Below are 23,034 nucleotides of genomic sequence, written 5' to 3' on the forward strand. Positions count from 1 at the left end.
CGCGTGTGTTCATGCAGTTTCGGTCAGCGTGTAGCGGCTTTCCTTGCGCGGCAAACCGAAGTGATCACGCAGCGTTGCGCCGCTGAGCGTTGTTTCGTAACGGCCGCGCCGCTGCAGTTCGGGAATCACGTAGCGGACAAAATCGTCGAGGCCCTGCGCCTGCACCGCGAAGCCGAGAATGAATCCGTCGGCGGCGCCCGCTTCTATCCAGCGAATCAGTTCATCGACCACGTGTTCGGCCGTTCCGAGAAAATGCGTCTTCGGCGTCGCGACTTCGAGCGCGACTTCGCGCAAGGTTTGTCCGTTGCTGCGGGCATTGGCCTTGATGCGGTCCGTCGTCGAGCGGAAGCTGTTGCGGCCAAGATCGCCGAGTTCGGGGAACGGGGCATCGAGCGGGTACTGCGTAAAGTCGTGATGATCGAAAAAGCGGCCGAGGTACGCGAGCGCTTCGTCGATATTGAGCAGATCGCGAATCGCGCGGTACTTGGCTTCCGCTTCTTCATGCGTGGCGCCGACAATCGGGCCGATACCGGGGAATATCTTCACGTCCTCGCGGCTACGCCCATGCGCCTCGGCGCTGTCCTTCACGCGCTGCGCGAAAAGCCGCGTCTCCTCCACCGAGACCGAATGCGTGAACACGGCATCCGCATATTTACCGGCCAATGCAATGCCCGCATCCGACGAGCCGGCCTGAAAGATCACCGGCTGACCTTGCGGCGAGCGCTGGATATTGAGCGGCCCCGCTACCTGAAAAAATTTCCCCTCGTGATTCAGTGGATGCAACTTGTCGCGATCGAAAAACACGCCGCGCTCGCGGTCGCGCACGAATGCATCGTCGTCCCAACTATCCCACAGCCCTTGCGTCACGCTCAGGTATTCATCCGCGATTTCGTAGCGCAACGCATGCTCGGGATGCGATCCGCCGTAGTTCTTCGCGGTGCCTTCGAGCGGCGTCGTGACGACGTTCCAGCCGGCGCGCCCGCCGCTGATCAGATCCAGCGACGCGAACTGGCGTGCGACCGTGAACGGATCGCTATACGACGTCGAGACCGTACCCGCGAGACCGATTTTCGACGTGACCGTGGCGAGTGCCGACAGGATCGAAATGGGCTCGAAGCGATTCAAAAAGTGCGGAATCGATTTCTCGTTGATGTAGAGACCGTCCGCGACGAACGCGAACGCAATGCCGTTCGCTTCCGCTTTTTGCGCCGTGCGGATCATGAAATCCAGATTGACGCTGGCATCCGCCGGTCCCGCCGGATGCTTCCACGCGTTCATGTGGCTGCCGGCACCTTGCAGCATGATGCCGAATGGGATGTGCTTCTTGCTCATGATGTCGTTCGCCAGACAGAAGGAAAGATCGAAGCCGGTGATGCGTTTTCGACCGCCGCGTCACGACTTCGGCAAGCCCGGCGGATTGGTCGCCGCCTTCGCGATCGCTTCGGACTCGAGATGCCAGCGCGCGAGCACCGAGCGATACTGTCCGTTCTGGATCAGATTGTTCAGCGCGATGGTGAGCGGCTCGGCAAGACCGCTGCCCTTGCGCGACGTCACCGCGACCTCCGCCGTGCGCGGCCAGCCGCCGCTCAAGGTGCCGACCTGGCGCGTCTTGCCTTGTCTCGCGGCATCGTAGGCAAGCGCGGCATTCACGCTCAAGATCGCGTCCGCGCGCCCCGACTGCAACGCCACCGACCTCACCGCATCGTCGTCGTAGTACTGCACGGAAACCGGCTTGAGCCCACGCGCAACGTTCTGCCGGTCCCACTCGAGCAGGATCTTTTCCTGATTGGTCCCGGCGTCGGTGATGATCCGCAGGCCGGCGATATCTTTCGGCTCGGCGATCTGCCTGATCGGACTATCGGTCCTCACATAGAAGCCGATCTGATCCTGCCGGTAGGTCGAGAAGTCGAACTTCGCCTTGCGCTCTTCCGTCACCGTGACGTTGGAAATCACCGCGTCGACCTTGCCGGACGCAAGGGCCAGCGGCCAGTCCGGCCACGCGAGAATCACGACATTCAGATGCTTGCCGAGACTGTCCGCAATCAGTTGCGCGAGGTCCGGGTCGAACCCGACTACGGTTCTCGCATCGCTCGCATAGGTGCTGATCGGCGGATGACCGACGACGATGCCCACCGTCAACGCATTCTTCGCGACGAAGGCGAAGTTCGAAGGTATGGCCTTGATGGCGGCCGGGTCCTCCGCGCCGCGAATGCGGTTCTGTTGCGCCGGGCTCAAATCGAAGCCCGGCGCCGCGGCGAGCGCCGGGGCACTGCCGGCCGTCATGCCGGCCATGCTCGCCAATAGAAGCGTTGCAAGATGCGCGCGCAATCTCATCGTCATGTGTTCCGTTGGAGTGTCAGGTTGGCTTAGCGGATCGCGAGATCGGTTTGTTTCGCGCGAAGGTCTTCGAGGGTATCGATGCGGCCCGGATCGAGCAGGTCCTTTCCGTAGCGCAGATGAACATGCACCTCGGGAGGCAACGACGTATCGAACAGGCTCACGTAGCCGCTATTCGCATACAGCGCCCAGGCTTCGGGCTGCCGGAAACCGGTGGTCAGATAAACGCGCGTATAACCCTGGGCGAGCGCACGCTGTTCTAGTTCCTGCACGACGCGGCGCGCGAGGCCCTGACGGCGCACATCGTCGCGTGTCCAGACCCGTTTGAGTTCCGCGGTGCGCGCGTCATAGCGCTTGAACGCGCCGCCGCCGATCGCCGCGCCCTCCCGCAGCAGCAGAATGAATGCGCCCTCCGGCGGAGCGAACGCCTCGGCCGGATAACGCGCGATTTCCTGCGCGGCCGACTCGCCGTTGTCCTTGTGAAACGATGCGTAACGCGTCGTATATTCGCGCTGCAATGCGCTTAGCAGAGGTTGGGCAAGCGGATCGAGCGGAGTGGTATCGACAACGCTAAAGCTCATGATGATCGACCGGAACGCGCCGGCTCGTCTTGTGGAATTCACACGATAGCGCGCAGTCGTTCGACGGCTAAACAAGCAATTGGTATATAAATATGGTGCCGCTGCGGCGAACGTTTTTTGTTGTCCGTTCGATTGCTCGCGCATCGCATTGCGTTATTCGCGCAGCGTATCCGTCAATAGAACATCGTCAGCGCGCGAGCTGCGTAAAGAACGTTGGATCGTCCTCTGCAAGGTGAAACAGACAATCGCCTCTTCGGACCAACGCGGGCACGCGCTTGCAAACGACTTCTCCGTCGCTGTCGAAATGGCGAATCACCGGCTCGCGCCACGGCGTATCTGGGAAATGGATTCGCGCAGCGGGTTGCCCCTGACTTACCCGGTCGCCGAGTTCGACAAGCGGCTCGTAAACGCCGCTGTCGTAGGCATAAACGTAGTGCCGCGCACCGGCGACGCGTCTGAAACGCGTGCTTGCAGGCGGCGATTCGGGGACGAGCGGGCCATGCAGCACACCGACGTGCCCAAGGAAATGCAGCAGCCCCTGGCGCGCTTCGCGAATCAGCGCGGAGCTGACCGTGCCCGCACCGCCGAGTTCGGTCGTGATGGACACCGCGCCTTGACGCCGCGCCGCCGCTGCCGCATGCACCGGATTCTCGCGATGAATGAATGCGTTCGGCAAACCGAAGGCATTCAGCAAGTCGATTAGCCGCGCTTTCCCGGCCTCGTCGCGCGGCTCGATCGCGAGCATGTTGCCGCCGTGATAGAGCAGTGAACTGCCGCCCGAATGCAGATCGATCAGATAGTCGACACGCGCCAGCAATTCATGCTCGATGTAATGCGCGACGATCTGCGTGGGCGAGCCTCGCGGGTCGCCGGGAAACGCGCGATTGAGATTGCCGTCGTCTATCGGCGAAGTCCGTAGACCCTGCTCGACCGCGGGCGCATTCGCGGCCGGCAACACGATGATTTGCCCCGTTAGATGGGCCGGATCGATCTCGCGCGCGAGTTGCGCGGCGAGAATTTGTCCTTCGTATTCGTCGCCGTGATTGCCGGCCATCACGAGCACGACAGGCCCGCTGCCGTTTCGTATCGACACGACGGGGAACGGCAGCCAGCCGTATGCGGAACGATGCACGGAGTGCGGCAAACGCAGATAACCGGTGTGCCGGCCGGCCAGGTCGAAGTCGACTTCGCTGACGATTGGATTCAGGTGCATATGACAGTTCTCTGGAAAGTGCCGGCAATTCGAGGCGTTGGCCTCATTAAACATCGGCCGGCGTCTTCGCATCGAACAAATCTTTTTGCCTTTACTTATTCTTCTAGATTGTTTGACCGCGCCGTTCATCGAGAAATACCATCGCCGTACTAATGATCGGCTCGTCGCGCCGCGCAAGCCCGAAATATGCCGTACTTCCAGAACCTCACATGACCGCCTACGCTTTAAGCCTGCTGGACAAGAGCCCGATCGCACGAGGCGAAACGCCGACCGAGGCGCTCAGGCGCACGGTCGAACTGGCGCGCCATGCGGAGTCATGGGGATACCGGCGCTACTGGCTCGCTGAACATCACAACACGAGTCAGCTCGCCTGCCCTTCGCCGGAAATCCTGATCGCTTATATCCTTGCACGCACCAATCGCATACGTGTCGGTTCGGGCGGCGTGATGCTGCAGCATTACAGTCCCTACAAGGTCGCGGAAAATTTCAATCTGCTGGCCTCGCTCGCGCCCGGTCGCGTCGATCTCGGCATCGGCAAGGCGCCTGGCGGTTTGCCGCTTTCGACGCGCGCGCTGCAATCGGCGCGCGACCCTGCGCACAAGCCCGATTTCGCTGCGCTCGCGTTCGAGCTGGACCGCTATCTCGCCGATGCTCTCGGCGCGAATCGCGAACACGATGCTGCCGACGGCGACGAGCAGTTCGGTTCCGTGCTGCGAGCCACGCCGCTGCCGCCTTCGCCTGCGCGCCCTTTTCTGCTCGGAGCAAGCGTCGAGAGCGCGGCGCTCGCGGCGCGGCTTGGCTGGGACTTCGTGTACGCGGCTCACATCAACGGCGCGCCGGACGAGATCGAGCGCGCGTTGGAGCGCTATCGCGCGGCATCGAACGGACGCAAGGCATTGCTGGCTCTCTCCGTCATAGCAGCAGAAAGCGCTGACGAAGCAGCGCGGCTCGCATCGGACACGCGGCGTTTTCGCGTGCAGGTCGGCGATCAGCAGCCGGTCACGGTGGGCAGCATCGCGCAGGCCGAAGAGTTCGTTCGTCAGGCAGGCGGCGGCGCTCATCGCATCGACGAACGCGAGAACCACATCGTGCATGGCACGTCCGATGCCGTGCACGATGCGCTCAGTGAACTGCAAGACCGCTATGGCGTGGATGAATTCATCATCGACAATCCGGTGACGGAAGCCGCGCAACGTGTCGCCTCGGTGCGCTTGCTGGCACGCGGGCTTCAGCACGGCAAGACGCGCGAAGCCGCCGAAGCGGCGCGCGGCTGAAACGACTCAGCAACTCAATCACGTATCACGTATCGCGTATAAGCCACGATGGCATGCATGCGCCATGCCGTCGCGGCCTCCGGTCAGAACTTCACGCGCAAGCCTGAAAGCACGGCCACCTGACGGTTCGTCGACGAAGCCGTGCCGGCATCGGCAATCGCCGCGATGGTGCGGTAGCCCGAGCCGACCCGCGTCGACTCATCGCCGACGGCAAGCTGATACACGCCGGACAGATACACGTCGGTGCGCTTCGACAATGCATAGTCGACACCGAGCGTGAACTGATGCCAGCGCGGCTTCAGATTCGCGCCGCTGGTCCCCGGCAGATTCGTCGCGCGGCCATCCGTATAGGTGTAGACGCCGATCAGCGTCAGCGCAGGCGTGAACAGGTAGCGTGCATTCAGGTCGTAGTTGTTGAACTTGCGCGACGAGCCGTCGCTGTAGTCGAGCTGCGTGTGACTCCATGCAAAGCCGACCGTCGCGCGGCCGAATGCGTAGTTGGTGCCCGCCACCGCGATCTGCTGGCGCACCACGCCGCCGTTCAATCCGTAGAAGAACGCGCCGCTGTAATCGTCGCCGCTCGTGGTCGACGCGCCTCCGACCGCACCGCTCGTATTCGACGTCGTATCCGGGTGATTCAGCACTACGTAGCCGCCGCCGATCGACAACGGTCCATTGACGTAGTTCGCCGAGATGCCCCATGCGCGGTTGTTGCCGAACCCTGTTCCGCTGCCGCCGCTGGCCTGATTGCTGAACGCATACAGGCCGTCCACCGTGAATCCGGCAATCGTGTCGCTGCGGAACTTGACGGCGTTATTGACGCGGAAAGTCTGGTTCAGGTTGTCGTTATCGCCGATGTGGGTCGACGGCGACCAGAAACCGGAGCCCGCGTATTGCGCCGCGAGATCCGCGAGCGGTTCGTACTGGCGTCCAAGCGTCAATGTGCCGATGCCGGTTTTCTGGACGCCGACAAACGCCTGCCGTCCGAACTCGCGGCCGCCTTGAGCCAGCGTACCGTCGTTGGGACGGAAGCCGCCCTCGATCGTGAACACGGCCTTCCAGCCGTCGCCCAGATCCTCGTTGCCTTTGAGGCCCCATCGGCTGCCGCTTAGCTTGCCGCTCGTCTGCTGGAAGTTGCTCGCGCCCTTCTGGTTGTTCGTGTAGGTGATGCCCGCATCCACGAGCCCGTACAACGTGACCGAGCTTTCCGCCTGAGCGGCGAGTGGAGCGATTGCAAGCAGACCGGCGGCGCTGGTGAGAGCGACTCGTTTCATCTTTACCCCTTGTTGTCGTGGTTAACATCATCGGCTGAAAGGGGTCCAATCTTAGGATCGCGAAATGCGGGAGACAAACATCGAAGTCGGGTTTGCTACGGATTGCTCCGTGCATTTGAAATTCAGCGAGACTTTAAATTGCAATTTCCCGGCACGCTTATCGCGGCTTGCATTGCGAGCGAGAACTGGCAATTGATAAGCAGAATTAGTTGTTTGGCGTTCGAAACGGCGCGTGATCTACTGCTTCGAATTCAAAGTTCTCTAGCAACGCTGCACGGTTGCCGGTGCGATCGCCACTACTTTCATCGTCATGTTCCGAACAATCACTATCCCGTCACCCTTCAAAAAACGCGCAGCCGGCGCGCTGCTGCTCGCCACCACGCTCAGCGCTCTCACCGCGCTAACGTCCATTAGCGCGCATGCCGCCGATAGCAAGAACACCGCGCAGGAATTGCGCGTCGGCTTCGTGCCTGGTCCTTACGCGGACGAATTCAAAGCGGGTGTCGAACCGCAACTGCGCAAGAAAGGCTATGCGATCAAGTACGTCGAGTTCAGTACAGGGCTCGAAGCAAATCAGGCCGTATATCGCGGCGAGATCGTCGCCGACGTGATGCAGCACGAGGTCTATCTGAAGTCGTATAACGAGCGCAACGGGACCGACCTCGTCGGCGTGGTGCAGGTGCCGACGCCGCCGATGGGTCTCTATTCGAAGAAGCACCGAACGCTGGCTGAAGTGAAACCCGGCGCGCGCGTCGCGGTGCCGAATGATCCGGTGAATCTCGAACGCGCGCTGAAGATTCTGCAGCGCATCGGCTGGATCAGGATCAAGCCGAACCCGAATCCCGTCGACGTGACCGAGCGGGACGTGATCGCCAATCCGGCCGGCATCAAGATCGTTCCGCTGGAATCGGCGCAAGCGCCGCGCGCGCTCGACGATGTGGATTACGCCGCAATTCAGGGCAATTTCGCGATTTTCAGCGGCCACAAACTGGCCGATGCGCTCGCGCTGGAAGAGATGACGCCGCCGTATATCAACCAGGTCGTCGTGAAGGCCGGCAACCGCAATGCGCGCGCGACGCAGGACATCGTTGACGCGTATCGGTCGGTGGAGTTTCAGCAGGCGATTCGCGGCAACCGCTTCTATGACGGCTTCAGGTTGCCGGCGTATTTCGCTAATGAGTGAGCGCGCTCATCGCAACCCACCGCCTTGTCACGGCGCGATTTCCTCGAGGCTTCGTTCGCGCGTCTCTGTCATTCTGAGTGCGCAAATCGCGCCGACCACCGCGACCACGGCGAACATCACGAACACCGAGCCGATGCCCCGCTTATGCAGCAGCAGTCCCGCAAGCGACGGTCCGACCGCGGACGCAAGACGCAGCCAGGAAGTGGCGAGCCCAGTGCTCGTCGCACGCATTCTGGTGGGATAAACCTCGGGCGTGTACAGGTACAGCACCGCCGCGATCGAACCGATCAGTCCATAACTCAGCGTGCCGAGCACCATTGCGCTCCACACGTCGTGCGCGGCAAAGAGCCCGAGGCATGCGAACAGAATCGCCGCCAGACAGAAAGCGGACACCGTCCAGTTGCGGCGGCCAACGCGATCGATCACATACGCGCAGATCAGCAGCAGCGCGACTTGTGCGACGTTGGTCATCGACGCGGCTCGCAGCGCGGTTTGCAGCGGCAGGTGATAAACCGAGCGATACAAGGTCGGCAGCCAGTTGTTCAAACTGTTCGCGATGAAAAACGCGGTCGCCCACAGCACCCACACGACGAGCGTGCGGCCGCGATAGAACGGCGAAAGCAGTTCGCGCCAGCCCGCGCGCGCATTCATCACGCCTTTGTTCGGCTGCTGGCGCCGGCCGGGTTCGATGCGGCGATCCGTGCTCGCTTCCATGTCGCGGACCACGGCTTCCGCTTCGTCGAATCGTCCTTTGGAAATCAGCCAGCGCGGCGATTCGGGCAAGCGCGCGATCAGCAGCGCGATCAGAAGCCCAGGCACCGCGCCGATCCAGAACATGATCTTCCAGCCGATGAGCGGCACGAGCCATGCGCCGATCTGTCCGGTCGCCATCAAACCGACCGGGAAAATCAGTTCGTATAGCAGAAAGTATTTGCCGCGGCCGTGAGCGTTGGACAACTCGCTGATGTACGTCGCCGCGACCGGCATTTCACCGCCCACGCCGATTCCCTGAATGAATCTGCACACCAGCAGCATCGCGAAACTGCCGCTCAATGCACAGCCCATGCTCATCACGGACATGATCGCGATGGCGATCGTCACGCTGCGAATTCGGCCGCGCCGCTCCGCGTACCAGCCGAACGTCAGCGCGCCGATGAATTGACCGATGTAGCTCGCGCCGATCAGCACGCCGATCTCCAGCGGCTCGATATGCCACAGGCCGATCAGCACCGGAAGCACGAAGGCGATCGAGAGCGCGTCGAACGCATCGAAGAACGTCGCGCTGCCGACGATGATCCGCGCCTTGGTATGCCAGCGCGAAAACGGCACACTCTCTATCCGGCGAATCAGCGCCGCGCTTGCAGCGTCGACAGCCGCTTCGACGGCCGCCGTCTGCGTGTCGTCGCGTGTGACTGCGCCCTGTAGCGTATTGCCATCCTGCATCGTCGTCTCCTGTTGCGGGTGCCGCGAGCGGCGTTCGGGCTGCGGCGCCCGATACGTCGTTCACGCATCCCGTCGTTGTTATCAATGCAATGCGTACACCGCGACGAGCGCAAGGACGACCACCACGCCCAGTGCCCACGTCCAGTTTCTTGCGCTCGTGCCTGCCGCTGTCTGCGAAGTGGCGCGCGTGCCTGCGTGAGCGTCGGCAGAAGCGGTCGCCGGGCGTGCTTCATCTTCCGCCGTCTGCTGCGGCCCAATCACAGCCGCCGTGAAGCGCCCAAAAAAGTCCTCGGCCATTTTTCGCGCGACACCGTCGATCAGTCTCGCGCCCACTTGCGCGAGACGCCCCCCAACCTGCGCATGCGAGCGGTACACGAGCCGCGTGCCGCCATTGTCGGCAAGCAGATCGACGTGCGCGCCGCCCTTGCCGAAGCCCGCCGCGCCGCCCGATCCTTCGAACGTCATCGAATACGACTGCGGCGGTTGTAAATCAGTCAGCACCATCTTGCCTTTGAAGCGCGCCTTGATCGGGCCGACGCTTGCAGCCATCACCATCTGAAACTGGTTGTCGTCGACGCGTTCGAACGACTCGCAGCCGGGCACCGAAGCCTTGAGGATTTCGGGGTCGTTCAATGCGGCCCATACGCGTTCGCGCGGCAGCGGCAAAATCTGTTCGCCTGTCAGTTCCATGTGCAACTCTCCTTGTCGTCCGTCAGCCGAGAATGTGTTCCCATTTCGCGCGCGTCTTGTCCTGCAGTTCCTTGCTCGCCTCGGCAACCTGCGGAAACTCCGCGAGAAAATCGAACGGACGGCACGCGTCGATAATCGCCTTCGAGTTGAATGGCGCCTTGTACGGATTCGCAATCGACATCGGATCGTTCTTCGACCCCATGCCGCGTTTGACGATGTCGATATCGATGTCCGGGTCGGTGCGCGTCGCGACGGCCCACATCACCTCCTGAAGATTCGCTGGGTCGATGTCCTCGTCGACCACGATCGAATAGCGCGACATGTATGCGCCCACGCCGCACTGGCTGAGAATGTGTCCCGCCTGCCGCGCATGTCCCGCATAGCGCTGACGGATCGACACCACGTTGAACATGCGCGCGCCGCCGATCTCATGCGCCCACACGCCGGCGACATCGGGCACGCCGGCCGCCTGAAGCGCATCGACGAGCAACGCCGAGCGCATCACGGCCTTCGAATACGAGTAGTCGTTCGGCGGCTTCGCGGGCGGGCTGCCCATGATGATCGGGTTGTTGCGATAGTAGATGCGCTCGATGGTCACCACCGGCGCGGTCTCCGCCTTGCCGGGGTAATAGCCGTGGAATTCGCCGAACGGCCCTTCGATCCTGACGTCGCCCGGATGCGCATAGCCTTCGATCACGATCTCCGATGCGCTCGGGAACGGCAGATCCGTCAACTGCCCTTTCACCACGGAGACAGGCTTCTTCAGGATCGCGCCGATATAGTTGTACTCGCACATGCCGAACGGCACTTCGATACCTGAAATCAGGTAGCCGAGCGGATCGCAGCCGATCACGATCGCCACCGGAAACGGCTTGCCCGCCTTCATGTGCTTGTCGTACTGGATCGCGCCGTGCTTGCCCGGAATCATGTCGAGGCCGACATGATTGCGGTCGTGAATCATCACGCGGTACGTGCCGACATTGATCCACTCCGAGTCGAGATCTTTCGTCACCACCATGCAGCCGGTGCCGATATACCGGCCGCCATCTTTCTCATGCCACAGCGGCGCGGGAAACGAAAAGAGATCGACGTCGCCGCCGGTCTGCACGTTGTCGAACACCGGGCCGTCCGCCACCGTCACCGGATCGTATTCCTGTGCATGCGCCTGCCATTGCTTCGGCTTGCCGCGCAATGTCTCGACCAGCGCGCGGTGCGTCGGCTGATGTCCGACGCGCAGGATCGACGACAATCGCGCCGGGCTCGCGGTGCTGCATGTCAGCGCGCGATGTCCTTTCGGATAGTCGGGGATATCGTCGAAAAGCAGCGCGGCGGGCCGCTCCTTCTTCACGTTCAACTCGCTGATCGCGCCGAGTTCCAGATTCCAGTCCGCGCCCGAAACGTCGGTCAGTTCGCCGAGCGCGCGCGCCTCGTCGAGCCATGCCCGCAGATCGAGCGGATGGGAAGTCGAGCTGTCTGTCACGTCGTGTGTCTCCGATAGTTTGGCGATTTGTATTCGTATTCGTATGCGGGATTGCGCGCGCCGTCGTCACGTGGCGCCGCTTCACTTGTTGATCGCCACAATGAGGCAATGCGGCGGCACACGCAAACGACCATCCTTCATGACAGGGATGAGAAGGATTCATGCGATGGTCGCGAATGCGATCGTGCGAATGGGACCGCGGCGCTGCGGCCCGCCGCGCGTCAGTTAAGTAAAGTTAAGTTCAGTCGAGCTCGCCAGGCGGGGCGCTCGACGGCTCGCGCCGGCCGTAACCGCCCGCATATTTGAAGGTGCCCTGCGCGGTAGCGATCAGCGTCTTCGAATCGATCCACGCCTCGCCGCGCGCGAAATAAACCGACCGCCCCTTGCGCTCGAGAAAGCCCTTGCCGATCAAGGTCTCGCCCACTCCCTTATCGAGGAAGTTGAGCGTCAGCGACAGCGTCACCGCGTGTATCGGCCGAAGCGGATCGGCGCTATAAAGCCCCGCATAACCGCAGGCCGCATCGAGCAGCGTCGCCACCACGCCGCCTTGCAGCACGCGTTGCCGGTTCAGCAATTCGGGCTGCAAGTTCAGGCGAAACTCCGCATAGCCATCGCGCCAGGCCGTGCGCGACAAGCCGAGGCTGGCAAGAAACGGATTTTCCAGCACATCGATATCCACTGTTGTTCTCTCCCTATCCGCGCGTGAACGGGCCTGACTGCCCAACGTTTCGGTTCTTCGCGCGCGGCCCGGCACATTGACGTTCCGGGTTTGTAACGATTGATTAATGTGCGCCGATAGACGACGCTTCGCTCGACCGGACCAAGAGTGCATGAGCGCTTTCCACGCGCGCAAACTAACTTTTCTCATGCCTGCATGAAAAAGTTTCATTTCCTCGGGGTCCGTAACCAGCCGATCATCCAGGCATCGGTGCGGCTTTCCGCGGGGCGGCCCTCCGCGGGGCGGTTTTCCGCAGGGCGGCTCTCCGCAGGGGGGCTTTCCGCAGGGCCGCCGGCACGTATTCCCGCGCCCGTGCGAGGCGCCTCGCGCGCCGATGAAACCCGCTAAGATCCACTACCCAGGCGTTCCTGCATTGCGCTGACAACAGATGAGACCCTATATCCCTTCGCTTCAGAGCCTGCTCGCATTCGAAGCTGCCTCGCGGCATTTGAGCTTCACCCGCGCGGCACAGGAACTCGAGTTGACGCAGACGGCCATCAGCCACCAGATCAAGACGCTCGAAGACCGGCTCGAAGTCAAGCTTTTCGTGCGGCGCCGAAACGTGCTCACACTCACGCCGGCGGCACGCGAGTATCTCGATTCGGTGCATGAGGCGATCAATCTGCTGTCCATCGCCACGGCGCACGCGCGCAAGAAAAAACCCAGCACCGTGCTCACGGTGACGTGCCTGCCCACCTACGCAGTCAAATGCCTGATCCCCGCGCTGCCCGAATTCCAGCGTGCTCATCCGGACATCACCGTGCACGTCGCAACGAGTTCGACGTTCAACGAGTTCGATCGCAACAGCTACGACGTCGCGATCCGTTACGGCTCCGGGCGCTGGGCGTCGGCGCGCTCGGACCGTCTGCATGGCGAGGAGTTTTTCCCCGTGTGCTCGCCCGCGGTGCTCGAAGAAGCGGGCAAGTTCGGATCGGTCGCGGAAGTGCTTGCACGCATGCGGCAGATTCGCACGTACTTTTATTCGATGTATCAGGACGATTGGCCCGCGTGGCTCGAAGCGGCCGTGCATGAGCCCGTCGAATTCGCCGGCGAATCCGTCTTCCATTTGCAGCTCACGTCGCTCGCGGCAGCCGTGGACGGCGTCGGCATTGCAATCGGCCGCACGCCGCTTGTGAACGGCGATCTGGCGAGCGGCAAACTCGTGGCGCCGTTCGACGTGCGTGTGCCGTCGAATTCCGCGTATTTCGTTTCGTCGCCGACCGACAAGGCACGCACGAAGAAAGTGGAAGCGTTCCGCGAATGGGCGCTCGCGCGGCTCGGTGAAAACCGCGCTCACGACGGCGCCGCGGCGCAATGCGAGGCGGCCTCGCCTTCCGTGCCCGAGCCCTGCTGAGCTCATGGTCAGCACGCATCCGCCCACGAACGATCCGCCCTTTCGCACTGTCGCGGCCCTGCTCGAACAGCATCGGCGCGCGACGCCCAACAAGCCTGCCATCGTCGATGTCGAGCGGCGCGCGAGCATGAGCTTCGAGCAACTCGCGCAATCGGTCGAGACGATCGCCAGACAATTCGCGCGGCGTGGCGTGACGAGAGGCACGCGCGTCGTGCTCGCCGACTGCGATGCGCCCGACAAGCTGCTGCTGTGGCTCGGCGCGTGGCGGCTCGGTGCAATCGTGTGTCCGCTCGACGTGCCCTTCGTCGGCGTAGAGATCGCACGGCAGTTGCTCGACACAATCAGGCCGAAGCTGATCGTGTTTCCCGTCGATGCCGTGGACCCCGCCGACACCTCCGTCGCCGCAGCGAACGTGCAGGTCGTGCGCTTCGCTTCGTGGGCCTCGGCCGGCCGCGAGAACATCGGCTGCGATGGCGACATCATCTCGCTCGAAGCAGGCGCGCACGACGACACGCCGCTGCCCGATGGCGCAACCGTATGCACGCTTCGCGACATCGCGTCGATGTGCTGCACGTCGGGCACGACCGGCATTCCGAAGATCGTCGTCTACGATCACCAGTCGTACTGGCTCAACGGCCTCGACAGTATCGACCTGCTCGGTTCGAGCCGCGACGACCGCATGCTCGAATACCGTTCGTTCGACTGGTACTCGGCGCAGATACTGAGCTTCATTCCGTTCCTGCAACTCGGTTCGACACTATGCGTCGCGCGCCGCTTTTCGCGCAGCAGCTTCGGCGACTGGGTCCGCGATCAGCGCATTACCGTTTGCGCGGGCGTGCCCACGGTGCTCAACATGCTTCTCGAAGCACCGCTCGAGGTGAGCGCCGAAACGTTCTCGTCGCTGCGCGCGATGACCTGCAGCACAGCGCCGCTATCGCCCGTTCAATGGATGCGCTTCGAAAAGCGCTACGGCATTCGCATCCTCAATCTGTATGGGTCGTCGGAAGCGGGATGGATGTGCGGCAACCGGCTCGAGCATCGCAAGCTCGGAACGGTCGGTTATCCGGCCGCGCATATCCGCTTCGGGATCGTGGATGCCGACGGTATGCCGTGCGCTGCCGGCGTCGAAGGCCAGGTTGTCGTCGACGGTGACAAGCTCGCGCTCGGCGTGCTTCAGCAAGACGGCTCGCTGCTGCCGATTCGCGGCGCGCCGCTTTTCACGCGCGATATCGCCGCACGCGACACGGACGGCTTCGTGCGCATGGCGGCTCGCATGGACGATCTCATCATTCGTGGCGGCGTGAAGATCGTGCCGCAGGAGATAGAGGATGTGATGCGTACGCATCCTCATGTGCAGGACGTCGCGGCGCTCGGTGTGCCCGACCCGGTGTATGGACAGGAAACCGTCTGCTTCGTGGTGTTGCAGCCGGACATCGCGCCGAACGTGGAGGCGCTGCGTGCGCATTGCCGGCGGCATCTGCCGCGCGAAAAGATGCCGATCAATATCTATCCGGTTGCAGCGCTGCCGCGCAGCGCGCGCGGCAAGATCTTGCGCGACGCACTGCGTCAGCAATGGTGGGGGATTGTCAGCTCAGGGCCGGAGTTGCCGGAGGCGGATCAAGACCAGGAGTAGGTCGTCGTCGCGCATCGCGAGCATCGCGCCGACGGGGCGCGGACTCGAACCCTACGTGCGCGTCACCGTGACGGGTACGACGCGGCGGCCCGTCGCGAGCCAGTCGGCGGCATTGCGCAGCACGCTCACGTCGATGCTGTCCATCGTGTCCTCCGTTGAGCGGCGCGCTTATGCGCCGCGATGCGCGACCATCTGCAACTCGACGAGAAAGCCGTGATGCAGCTCGGGCACCGGCACCACCGCGCGCGCCGGCTTGTGAGCGCCGAAATACTCCGCGTAGAGCCGGTTGAACTCCGGCCAGTTCTTCACATCGACGATGTACGCGGTGCATTGCACGACGTCGGTCAGCGCGCAGCCCGCCGCGGCCAGCACCTGCTCGCAATGAGCGAGCGTGGCGCGCACCTGGCGCTCGAAGTTGTCGGGGCCGTCCGTGGCCACGCCCGGCCCCGGCAGCATGCCCGAGACGAACGTGAAGCCGCCCGCCTGCACGGCCTGCGAATAGTGGCCGCCCGGAGACGGCGCATTGTCGGTGAAGATGAAATTCATGGTTCAAACCTCTTCTGGTAAGGGTTGGCCGCGCGTTTCCGGCAGCCACGGCGCGAGCGCGAGGCCGACCAGATAGATGAAGCCGACTATGACCGCCGCATGACCGTAGCCGCCGAAGCGGGTGATCAGTGTGCCGGCGACGAGCGGCCCCGTCCACGCAAGAAAGCGCGGAACATTGAAGCACAGCGCGATAGCGGTGCCGCGTACGCGCGTCGGATAAAGCTCGGGCAGCCACGTGGGCATCCACGTATATTGACCGAGGCTGAAAAAGCCTGCCACGCAGGCGACCGCCAGCAGCAGGCCGACGTCGTGCGTCCACATGAAGAGCACCGGCGTCAGCACGAACGCCATCGCGAAGAATAGACAGGTGATGCGCTTGCGGCCATAGGCGTCGGCGAGAAAGCCGAGGCCAATATAACCGCTGATCGCGCCGACGTTGTACGCCATGCCGGCAAAGCTCGCCCACGAGGCCGCAGAAAGCCCGGCATGCGCCGCGACCGAGCCGATGTAGGGCGGCACCCATGTCGAGATGCCCCACCAGCCGAGCGTCGTGCTGAGCGACATCAGCACGGCAATCCACGTGCGGCGGCGCAGCTTCGCGTCGGCCAGCAGATCGACGAGCGTAAAGCGCGCGAGCGACTGTTCGCGCGCGTCGAGCGTCACGCCCGACTTCCTGCGCGCGAGCGTCGCCTTGCGCTCCGTGTTCACACGCTGCCATTGCTCGGACTCGGGAATGCCCGCGCGCATCCACAGCGTCGCGAGACCGGGCAGCACGCCGATCAGATACATGTAGCGCCATGCATGCTCGCCTGCGCCGCTCATGAAAAGCCATATCAGCGACGCGACAAAAAAGCCCGTGCCAAGGCCGCACTGCATGAGCCCCGCGCCTTTGCCGCGATGCCGGTCCGGCCAGATTTCCGCAGTCATTGCGGTGCCCGTCGCCCACTCCGATCCCATCGCGAGACCGACGATGAAGCGCAGCGCCGCGAACGATGTCCAGTCCCACGACAGCGCGCTCAAACCGGTGGTCAGCGAATACGCGAGAATCGCGAACATCATCATCCGTTTGCGGCCGATATAGTCGGTCAGAATGCCGCCGATCAATCCGCCGATGCCCCAGCCGAGCAGCGTCAACGCGATCACGAGTCCCGCGTAGAACGGAATCTGCGCGTGGCCCGACGCCGGCAGCAACTGGCCGAGCGCGCCGCCCACGGTCAGAACCAGTGCATAGGTTTCATAGCCGTCGAAGAACCAGCCGAGATTGGACGCGATCAATGCGCTCCATTGCTGGCGGTTGATCGAGCGATACCAGACGGCATGGGTCGCGTCGTCCAGGGCGACCCGCGGCTCGCCGCCCAGGCTGCCGCGCGTGCCGCTGCCGGAGCTTTCCTCCAGAGGGTGCTGCATCGACTGTCTCCTCGATGTCGTTATCGCGCGCCATGCCGTCTGTTGTTCTTCAGACGCGCGTCACTGCGTTGATTTGCCATTGTTTGCAGGCGCGCTACGCGGCCACGACGGCCACCGTCGCCTTCGACTTGCGCATTTGCGCGGCGAGCTTCACGGCCTCGATGATCTCCGGATACGCGGCACAACGGCAAAGATTGCCCGACAGAAAATTGCGGATCTCCGCTTCGCTCGGGTCCGGATTGCGGTCGAGTAACTGGCGGCTCATCAGTATGAAGCCTGACGTGCAAAAGCCGCATTGAAACGCGCCGCACTCGATGAACGCCTGCTGCACCGGATCGAGTTCGCCATTGGCGTCCAGGTTTTCGATCGTGCTGACTTCGCCGCCGTCGGCCATTGCGGCGAGATAGAGACAGCCCGACACGCTCTCGCCGTTGACGATCACCGTGCAGCATCCGCACAAGCCCTGACCGCAGCTTTCGCGGGCGCCATATAGCGCGAACTGCTGACGCAGCACATCGAGAATCGTGTGATGCGGTTCGACCTCGGCGCCCACGCGCTCGCCGTTCAGCGTGAATTGAATGTTGATGGAAGTAGCGCTCATGTTTATTCCTCGGATAGCGGTTCATTGCGCGCGGCGCACAGCGCACGGTACACACGCTCGGGCGTGAGCGGCAGCGACTTCAGACGCACGCCGACCGCGTCTTCGATGGCCTCCGCAATCGCCGACGCGACGCCGAACGTCGAACTCTCGCCGACGCCTTTCGCGCCGAACGGCCCGTTGCTCTGCACCGAGTCGACAGTCTCGCGCCCGATGACCGGCGGAATATCGTGTATGCCCGGAATCTTGTACTCGGCGAACGACGCATTGCGAAGCTGCCCGACCTCGTCGAACTCCATGCGCTCGAACAGCGAAATGCCGAGCTGCATGATGGCCGCGCCGGATATCTGCGTGTCGACCACCTTCGGATTGATCGGCGTGCCGCAATCCACCACATGCTCGAAGCGCAGCAGCTTGAAGTGGCCCGTCTCCGTATCCACTTCGACTTCGACGCCGCAGCCGCCCACCATCCAGTTCGGTGTGATGTTCTCCGACTGCCCGGTCTCGTGTTCCGGCGACTTGTACGGCGGAATAAAGCTGCCTATGCCGACGATGTTGCCCGCCTGCATGCCGTACTTGCGCCGCAGCAGTTCGCCCGCGCGGCTCGCGGGCGCGGCCGGCACGCCGAGTTCATCGGCGAGTTCGGCGAGTTTGCGGTTCACGTCTTCAGCGGCGAGACGCACCGCGTGTCCCATGTGGAATGTCGAGCGCGAGCCGAGCGTCGCCATGTCGTAGGGCGTCACGTCCGTATCGGGCCGCATCACGCGGATGCGTTCGGCGGGAATGCCGAGCACTTCACCGGCCATCAGCGCAATCGCGGTTTCCGACGCCTGGCCCATATCGACCGTGCTCGAATAAACCGTGCAACTGCCGTCGCCCGCGAGGCTCACCATCGCCATCGACGTGGTGGGCGCAACCAGCGCCTTGAAGCCGACTCCAATGCCGCGCCCGCGCCGCAGCGTGCCTGTGCCGCGCTCGAACGGCGCCGCCCAGTTCATTCGCTGCGCGACGCGTTCGAGCACGAGACCGATCGCCGCGTCGTGCATCGGCGTGCCGGTTGCATGGGGACGCCCTTCGCGCAGGATATTGCGGCGGCGGAATTCGAGCGGATCGATACGAAGCGCGCGCGAAATCATGTCGGCATGGCTCTCGTAAGCCCACACCATCTGCGGAATGCCGAAGCCGCGAAAGGCGCCCGCAGGCGGCAGATTCGTATAGACCTGATACGAATCGATCCACACGTTCTCGATGTCGTACGGACCCGAAGCGGTAAAGCCCGACTTCTGCGTGACGCGCGGCCCGATATCGGCATACGCGCCGCCGTTCCACCAGACCTCGCATTTGCGCGCGGTAATGCGGCCTTCTTCGTTCACCGCCGTTTTCATGCGGAACGTGGTGGCGTGCTTGGTGATCGTGAAGAACTGCTCTTCCATTGTCAGCGAGATTTTCACGTTGCGCCGCGACAGCATCGCCAGCGCGACGACGAGCGCTTCGAGCTTGATATACAGCTTCGCGCCGAAGCCGCCGCCGAGCAGCGCCGACTTCACGCGCACGCGGTTCTCGTCCCAGCCCAGCAGACGCGCGATTTCGATGCGCACGAACGACGGGCTCTGCGACGCCGTATGCACCGTCAGCATTCCCGTGCCCATATCCGGCTCGGCAAGCGAGACCATCGGCTCGAGCGGCGTGTGCATCACCTGCTGCGTGGTGAACGTGTCGTCGAATACATGCGCGGCGCTTGCGAAGGCCGCCTCCACGTCGCCGCGCCGCAACTGGAAATCGAGCGCGACATTGGTGCCTTTGCGTCCGGCAAGATGCTTCAGGTCCGGGAACGTACCCGCTGGGCGCAGGAAGTCGTGCACGAGTACATCCGATTGCGCAGCCTCGACTTCGTTGAACACGGCCGGCAATTCCTCGTATTCGGCCATGATCAGATGCGTTGCCTCTTCGGCGATATGCGGATCGGCTGCGAGCACGACGGCAACGGGCTCGCCGATGTAGCGCACTTTATCCAGCGCGAGAATCGGCTGGTCGTGAAACGCCGGGCCATAGTAAGGCTCGGGAATCACCTTGCGAATATCCTCGCCGGTGTAGACGGCGAATACGCCCTCCATTTCACGCGCGGCGCTCGTGTCGATGCTGACAATCCTTGCGTGCGCCATCGTGCTGCGAAAAATCTTGCCGTACAGCATGCGCGGCAGCACGAGGTTATGAATGTACTCCGCGCGGCCCGTCACTTTCGAGCGCGCTTCGAGCCGGTTCAATGCGCGGCCCACCTGCTTTTGTGCTGGCTGTTCTTCCAGCGTCTTGTCGATCTTCATCACGCATGATCCCCGAATTGAGCGGCGCGTCCGCTCGCGGCGGCCAGCGCCGTGCGCACCGCGCGGCCCAGATAGACCTTCAGCAGTTGCTTCTTGTAACTCGCGGACCCATGAGGATCGCCGACGATATCCAGTTGCGCCGCAGCCGCTTCGCCCGCTTCACGCAGAATCGCGTCGTCGGGCGCCGCGCCGCGAAGCAGCGCCTCGGCATGCGTGAGCCGTGTCGGCCGGTCCGTCGCCGCGCCGACGATCACGCTCGCGCGGCCGATGCGCGGCCCCTCGATATCGAGCACGACAGCCACGCCGAGCGCAGGCCAGTCATGCGCCGCGCGGGTCGTGACCTTCATGTACGCAGCGGGCCGGCCGGCTTGCGGCGGCACGATCACTTCGGAGATCAGTTCATCGCGAGCGAGCACCGTTTCGTAATAGCCCGTGCACAATTGCTCGACGGGCACCGTGCGTTCGCCGTGCGGACCCGTGATCGTCACGCGTGCGCCGAGCGCGCTCAGCACCGGCGGCATATCCATATGAGGATCGGCGTGACCGAGGTTGCCGCCGATGGTCGCCACATTGCGCACTCGCACATTCGACAGCGTGCGCAACGTGCGGGCGATGAGCGGCCATCCCTCCTTCACGACCGGCGAATGCTCGAGCGTCGCGAGCCGCGTCAATCCGCCGATACGCAACTCGCCGTTGTCGTCCAGGCCGACCTGCGCATAGTGCGGCTCGATATCGCTCAAACTGACGAGCCGCGTCGGCCGCAGCACGCCGGCCTTCATCATCAACATCACCGCGGTGCCGCCGCCCACCGGGCGAATATCCGGGTCTTCCGGGTCCAGCAGCGCAATCGCTTCCTTCAGCGACCGTGGCTTCGCGAGCTCAAACGGAATCATCCAGGCACTCCTTGTTGCGCGTATTCGTTGCAGGTTTCTTGTGCATCTAGCGGGCGCAGCCTGCGCGATCGAGCAGCGCGTGCAGTTCGCGCGCGACGATGTCGGGCGTTTCCAGCGGCGTCAGATGACGCGCCTTCGGGATCTCGGTGAAGGTCGATCCGGCGATGCCCGCGTGCAACGCGCGCGCCATCGCGGGCGTCGCCGCATAGTCCTCTTCACCGACGATCACGCACGTCGGCACTTTCACCTTCGCCATCAGCGCGCGGCCGTCGAACGAACCGAGCATGCGGCCCGTCGCGGCGAACGCGGCAACGTCGTTGCGTAGAAAGGTGTCCACGCAACGTTGCACCACTTGCGGATGCGCGGCGCGAAACGCGTCGCTGAACCAGCGCGTGGTCTGGAATTCGACCAGCGGCGCAAGGCCGCCCGCCTCGGCCTTCTGGGCGCGCGCGTCCCAGTCCTGCGGCGCCGTCTCGCCGTACCACGCGGTCGTGTCGATCAGGCCCGCGCCGATCGCATCAGGACATGTGGCCGCGAATTGCAGCGCGACGCAGCCGCCCATCGACGCGCCCGCGATCAGCACGTTGCGAAAGTCCGTCGCGCGCAGCACGTCGTAGACGTCCTGCGCAAACAGCGACACCGTGTACGGACCAGCCGGCTTGCCGGACGCGCCGTGACCGCGCGCATCGATGGCGAGCACGGCTGCGCGCGGCAACAGCCGCTCGACGACAGGCGCCCAAAAGTGACGGTCCATCGCGAGCGAATGCACGAGCACCACGCGCACCGTGTTGTCTTTTGCGCCGTAGAGGGTGTAGCCGATTTGCGTGCCGTCACGCACGGTAACGTGCGACGACACGACATCGGGACTGATCGGTTGATTCATTGCGTGCTCCACTGGCTATCGGATGCGTTCGAGTTCGGGTCATCGAGCCCTCAGCCGGATATTGCGGGCTCGCCGTTGGACCGGCAAACGACGATCTTTCATGTAAAGCATGAAAACAATTCATCGCTTGCGAACGGACGTTCCATCGCATCGACGACCATGCGCGTTTCCTTATTGCGCATCGCGCCGCCGCACGCAGCGGATGAATTTCTCTCATATGCGGCATGAACAATTAGCGTTTGCCCGGCGCATGGCTGGCGGTCAATCTTGCTGCCAGAGCATGCCGGCGCATGTCCGCGCGCGGTCTCTTCCAGTTCTTCCCGCTCTTCCGCTTCTCAACCATAAAGGTCGAATGCCGTGAACTTCACCAGGAAAGTCCTGAGTTCGCAGTGGGTCCGTCCGCTGCTGCTTATTGTCGTCATCGTGCTTGCGTGGGATCTCGTGATACGCATCTTCAAGATTCCGCCGTATCTGGTGCCGACGCCCGAAGCGATCTTCCATCAGATCGCTGCGCAATGGTCGATGCTGCTGGAAGAGTCGTTGCCGACGCTGTACGCGACGCTCGGCGGCTTTGCGCTTTCGGTGCTGATCGGCGTGCCGATCGCGATGCTGGTCGCCGCGTCGCCGCTAATCGAGAGCTACCTGTACCCGCTCGTCGTATTTTCGCAGAGCATTCCGAAAGTGGCGATTGCGCCGCTTTTTGTCGTCTGGTTCGGCTTCGGACTCTTTCCGCGCATACTGGTTGCGTTCCTGCTCGGCTTCTTTCCGGTTGTCGTATCGACGGTGATGGGCTTCAAATCGGTCGAGAAGGATCTGACCGATCTGGCGAAGTCGATGGGCAGTTCGCCGGTGAAAACGTTCTTCAAGATCAGCCTGCCGCACGCGCTTCCGTCGATCTTCGCAAGCATGAAGGTGTCGATCACGCTCGCTGTCGTCGGCGCGGTGGTCGGCGAATTCGTCGGCGCGAATTCGGGACTCGGCTTCGTGCTGCAACGTGCAAACGGCAACTTCGACCAGCCGCTGATCTTCTCGGCGCTGGTCGTGCTGTCGGTGATCGGCGCGCTGCTGTTCGTCGCCATCGACATGCTGGAGCGCATCGCGATTCCGTGGCATGCGTCGCATCGCTCGCGGCTGCTTGGACGCGCTTAACGCGTTCGCGGCGCTCGCGGCGCTCGCGGCGTTCGCGCGGTTCCACCGCATTCGCTT

Annotated in this window: 20 protein-coding genes; 5 read left to right on the forward strand and 15 right to left on the reverse strand. The window is 63.1% G+C overall.

Features of this window, described 5'->3' with window-relative positions; all coding sequences use genetic code 11:
- Positions 1-9 precede the first annotated feature (9 nt).
- The 4 genes from AB6809_RS00420 to AB6809_RS00435 all read right to left on the reverse strand — a co-directional run bounded on the left by AB6809_RS00420 (position 10) and on the right by AB6809_RS00435 (position 4,131).
- Positions 10-1,332: an LLM class flavin-dependent oxidoreductase gene (locus tag AB6809_RS00420; protein ID WP_310032335.1), complete on the reverse strand. Its 1,323-nt coding sequence runs from the start codon at positions 1,330-1,332 to the stop codon at positions 10-12.
- Positions 1,333-1,392: 60 nt separating this feature from the next.
- The gene (locus AB6809_RS00425; protein WP_192699917.1) at positions 1,393-2,334 is read right to left on the reverse strand and encodes an ABC transporter substrate-binding protein; all 942 of its coding nucleotides are present in this window, start codon (positions 2,332-2,334) and stop codon (positions 1,393-1,395) included.
- A 32-nt stretch (positions 2,335-2,366) separates the two neighbouring features.
- Positions 2,367-2,918 (reverse strand): GNAT family N-acetyltransferase, encoded by a 552-nt coding sequence (locus AB6809_RS00430; protein WP_310032338.1) that lies wholly within the window; start codon positions 2,916-2,918, stop codon positions 2,367-2,369.
- Between the two features lie 187 nt (positions 2,919-3,105).
- Positions 3,106-4,131 carry a succinylglutamate desuccinylase/aspartoacylase family protein gene (locus tag AB6809_RS00435; RefSeq protein WP_310032342.1) on the reverse strand — a complete coding sequence of 342 codons (1,026 nt, stop codon included), beginning with the start codon at positions 4,129-4,131 and terminating at the stop codon, positions 3,106-3,108.
- A 209-nt stretch (positions 4,132-4,340) separates the two neighbouring features.
- On the opposite strand from AB6809_RS00435, the gene AB6809_RS00440 reads away from it, so the two are divergent.
- Positions 4,341-5,405: an LLM class flavin-dependent oxidoreductase gene (locus tag AB6809_RS00440; protein WP_029970246.1), complete on the forward strand. Its 1,065-nt coding sequence runs from the start codon at positions 4,341-4,343 to the stop codon at positions 5,403-5,405.
- An 83-nt stretch (positions 5,406-5,488) separates the two neighbouring features.
- On the opposite strand, the gene AB6809_RS00445 is transcribed toward AB6809_RS00440, so the two are convergent.
- The gene (locus AB6809_RS00445) at positions 5,489-6,679 is read right to left on the reverse strand and encodes a porin (protein ID WP_371025930.1); all 1,191 of its coding nucleotides are present in this window, start codon (positions 6,677-6,679) and stop codon (positions 5,489-5,491) included.
- 310 nt (positions 6,680-6,989) lie between these two features.
- Between AB6809_RS00445 and AB6809_RS00450 the strand changes: the two genes are divergently transcribed.
- Positions 6,990-7,862: a MetQ/NlpA family ABC transporter substrate-binding protein gene (locus tag AB6809_RS00450; RefSeq protein WP_029970244.1), complete on the forward strand. Its 873-nt coding sequence runs from the start codon at positions 6,990-6,992 to the stop codon at positions 7,860-7,862.
- Between the two features lie 27 nt (positions 7,863-7,889).
- On the opposite strand, the gene AB6809_RS00455 is transcribed toward AB6809_RS00450, so the two are convergent.
- From AB6809_RS00455 to AB6809_RS00470, 4 genes are all read right to left on the reverse strand, one after another.
- Positions 7,890-9,305 (reverse strand): MFS transporter, encoded by a 1,416-nt coding sequence (locus tag AB6809_RS00455; protein WP_029970243.1) that lies wholly within the window; start codon positions 9,303-9,305, stop codon positions 7,890-7,892.
- An 81-nt stretch (positions 9,306-9,386) separates the two neighbouring features.
- Positions 9,387-9,995 carry a carbon monoxide dehydrogenase subunit G gene (locus AB6809_RS00460; RefSeq protein ID WP_029970242.1) on the reverse strand — a complete coding sequence of 203 codons (609 nt, stop codon included), beginning with the start codon at positions 9,993-9,995 and terminating at the stop codon, positions 9,387-9,389.
- A 22-nt stretch (positions 9,996-10,017) separates the two neighbouring features.
- Complete coding sequence (locus tag AB6809_RS00465) at positions 10,018-11,475, reverse strand: UbiD family decarboxylase (protein WP_371025931.1); 1,458 nt, start codon at positions 11,473-11,475, stop codon at positions 10,018-10,020.
- A gap of 241 nt (positions 11,476-11,716) precedes the next feature.
- Positions 11,717-12,154 carry a PaaI family thioesterase gene (locus tag AB6809_RS00470; protein ID WP_029970240.1) on the reverse strand — a complete coding sequence of 146 codons (438 nt, stop codon included), beginning with the start codon at positions 12,152-12,154 and terminating at the stop codon, positions 11,717-11,719.
- Between the two features lie 427 nt (positions 12,155-12,581).
- Here AB6809_RS00470 and AB6809_RS00475 point away from each other — a divergent pair, with 427 nt between their 5' ends.
- Both AB6809_RS00475 and AB6809_RS00480 read left to right on the forward strand, forming a co-directional pair.
- On the forward strand, positions 12,582-13,547 hold the full coding sequence (locus AB6809_RS00475) for a LysR substrate-binding domain-containing protein (RefSeq protein ID WP_029970239.1): 966 nt from the start codon (positions 12,582-12,584) through the stop codon (positions 13,545-13,547).
- A 4-nt stretch (positions 13,548-13,551) separates the two neighbouring features.
- Positions 13,552-15,180 carry a class I adenylate-forming enzyme family protein gene (locus AB6809_RS00480; protein WP_310032350.1) on the forward strand — a complete coding sequence of 543 codons (1,629 nt, stop codon included), beginning with the start codon at positions 13,552-13,554 and terminating at the stop codon, positions 15,178-15,180.
- Between the two features lie 168 nt (positions 15,181-15,348).
- On the opposite strand, the gene AB6809_RS00485 is transcribed toward AB6809_RS00480, so the two are convergent.
- The 6 genes from AB6809_RS00485 to AB6809_RS00510 all read right to left on the reverse strand — a co-directional run bounded on the left by AB6809_RS00485 (position 15,349) and on the right by AB6809_RS00510 (position 21,828).
- Positions 15,349-15,726 (reverse strand): RidA family protein, encoded by a 378-nt coding sequence (locus AB6809_RS00485; RefSeq protein WP_006049807.1) that lies wholly within the window; start codon positions 15,724-15,726, stop codon positions 15,349-15,351.
- Positions 15,727-15,729: 3 nt separating this feature from the next.
- Positions 15,730-17,133, reverse strand: coding sequence for an MFS transporter (locus tag AB6809_RS00490; RefSeq protein ID WP_006049808.1), 1,404 nt, complete (start codon positions 17,131-17,133; stop codon positions 15,730-15,732).
- Between the two features lie 94 nt (positions 17,134-17,227).
- Entirely contained in the window at positions 17,228-17,734 is a 507-nt protein-coding gene (locus AB6809_RS00495; RefSeq protein ID WP_029970237.1) for a (2Fe-2S)-binding protein, read from the reverse strand.
- 2 nt (positions 17,735-17,736) lie between these two features.
- On the reverse strand, positions 17,737-20,052 hold the full coding sequence (locus tag AB6809_RS00500) for a xanthine dehydrogenase family protein molybdopterin-binding subunit (RefSeq protein WP_029970236.1): 2,316 nt from the start codon (positions 20,050-20,052) through the stop codon (positions 17,737-17,739).
- Positions 20,052-20,945, reverse strand: coding sequence for a xanthine dehydrogenase family protein subunit M (locus AB6809_RS00505; RefSeq protein WP_029970235.1), 894 nt, complete (start codon positions 20,943-20,945; stop codon positions 20,052-20,054). Before AB6809_RS00505 ends, AB6809_RS00500 begins: the two co-directional genes overlap by 1 nt.
- A 46-nt stretch (positions 20,946-20,991) precedes the next feature.
- Positions 20,992-21,828 (reverse strand): alpha/beta fold hydrolase, encoded by an 837-nt coding sequence (locus AB6809_RS00510; RefSeq protein ID WP_029970234.1) that lies wholly within the window; start codon positions 21,826-21,828, stop codon positions 20,992-20,994.
- Between the two features lie 357 nt (positions 21,829-22,185).
- On the opposite strand from AB6809_RS00510, the gene AB6809_RS00515 reads away from it, so the two are divergent.
- The gene (locus tag AB6809_RS00515; protein ID WP_029970232.1) at positions 22,186-22,977 is read left to right on the forward strand and encodes an ABC transporter permease; all 792 of its coding nucleotides are present in this window, start codon (positions 22,186-22,188) and stop codon (positions 22,975-22,977) included.
- Positions 22,978-23,034: the final 57 nt, after the last annotated feature.

It is taken from the genome of Paraburkholderia sp. RCC_158 (genome assembly GCF_041355255.1).
Classification (GTDB): domain Bacteria; phylum Pseudomonadota; class Gammaproteobacteria; order Burkholderiales; family Burkholderiaceae; genus Paraburkholderia; species Paraburkholderia graminis.

Coding starts and splice junctions, on each gene's coding strand:
- AB6809_RS00420 (WP_310032335.1), bottom strand. CDS start 1,332: ATGAGCAAGAAGCACATCCCATTCGGCATCATGCTGCAAGGTGCCGGC.
- AB6809_RS00425 (WP_192699917.1), bottom strand. CDS start 2,334: ATGAGATTGCGCGCGCATCTTGCAACGCTTCTATTGGCGAGCATGGCC.
- AB6809_RS00430 (WP_310032338.1), bottom strand. CDS start 2,918: ATGAGCTTTAGCGTTGTCGATACCACTCCGCTCGATCCGCTTGCCCAA.
- AB6809_RS00435 (WP_310032342.1), bottom strand. CDS start 4,131: ATGCACCTGAATCCAATCGTCAGCGAAGTCGACTTCGACCTGGCCGGC.
- AB6809_RS00440 (WP_029970246.1), top strand. CDS start 4,341: ATGACCGCCTACGCTTTAAGCCTGCTGGACAAGAGCCCGATCGCACGA.
- AB6809_RS00445 (WP_371025930.1), bottom strand. CDS start 6,679: ATGAAACGAGTCGCTCTCACCAGCGCCGCCGGTCTGCTTGCAATCGCT.
- AB6809_RS00450 (WP_029970244.1), top strand. CDS start 6,990: ATGTTCCGAACAATCACTATCCCGTCACCCTTCAAAAAACGCGCAGCC.
- AB6809_RS00455 (WP_029970243.1), bottom strand. CDS start 9,305: ATGCAGGATGGCAATACGCTACAGGGCGCAGTCACACGCGACGACACG.
- AB6809_RS00460 (WP_029970242.1), bottom strand. CDS start 9,995: ATGGAACTGACAGGCGAACAGATTTTGCCGCTGCCGCGCGAACGCGTA.
- AB6809_RS00475 (WP_029970239.1), top strand. CDS start 12,582: ATGAGACCCTATATCCCTTCGCTTCAGAGCCTGCTCGCATTCGAAGCT.
- AB6809_RS00480 (WP_310032350.1), top strand. CDS start 13,552: ATGGTCAGCACGCATCCGCCCACGAACGATCCGCCCTTTCGCACTGTC.
- AB6809_RS00485 (WP_006049807.1), bottom strand. CDS start 15,726: ATGAATTTCATCTTCACCGACAATGCGCCGTCTCCGGGCGGCCACTAT.
- AB6809_RS00490 (WP_006049808.1), bottom strand. CDS start 17,133: ATGCAGCACCCTCTGGAGGAAAGCTCCGGCAGCGGCACGCGCGGCAGC.
- AB6809_RS00495 (WP_029970237.1), bottom strand. CDS start 17,734: ATGAGCGCTACTTCCATCAACATTCAATTCACGCTGAACGGCGAGCGC.
- AB6809_RS00500 (WP_029970236.1), bottom strand. CDS start 20,052: ATGAAGATCGACAAGACGCTGGAAGAACAGCCAGCACAAAAGCAGGTG.
- AB6809_RS00505 (WP_029970235.1), bottom strand. CDS start 20,945: ATGATTCCGTTTGAGCTCGCGAAGCCACGGTCGCTGAAGGAAGCGATT.
- AB6809_RS00510 (WP_029970234.1), bottom strand. CDS start 21,828: ATGAATCAACCGATCAGTCCCGATGTCGTGTCGTCGCACGTTACCGTG.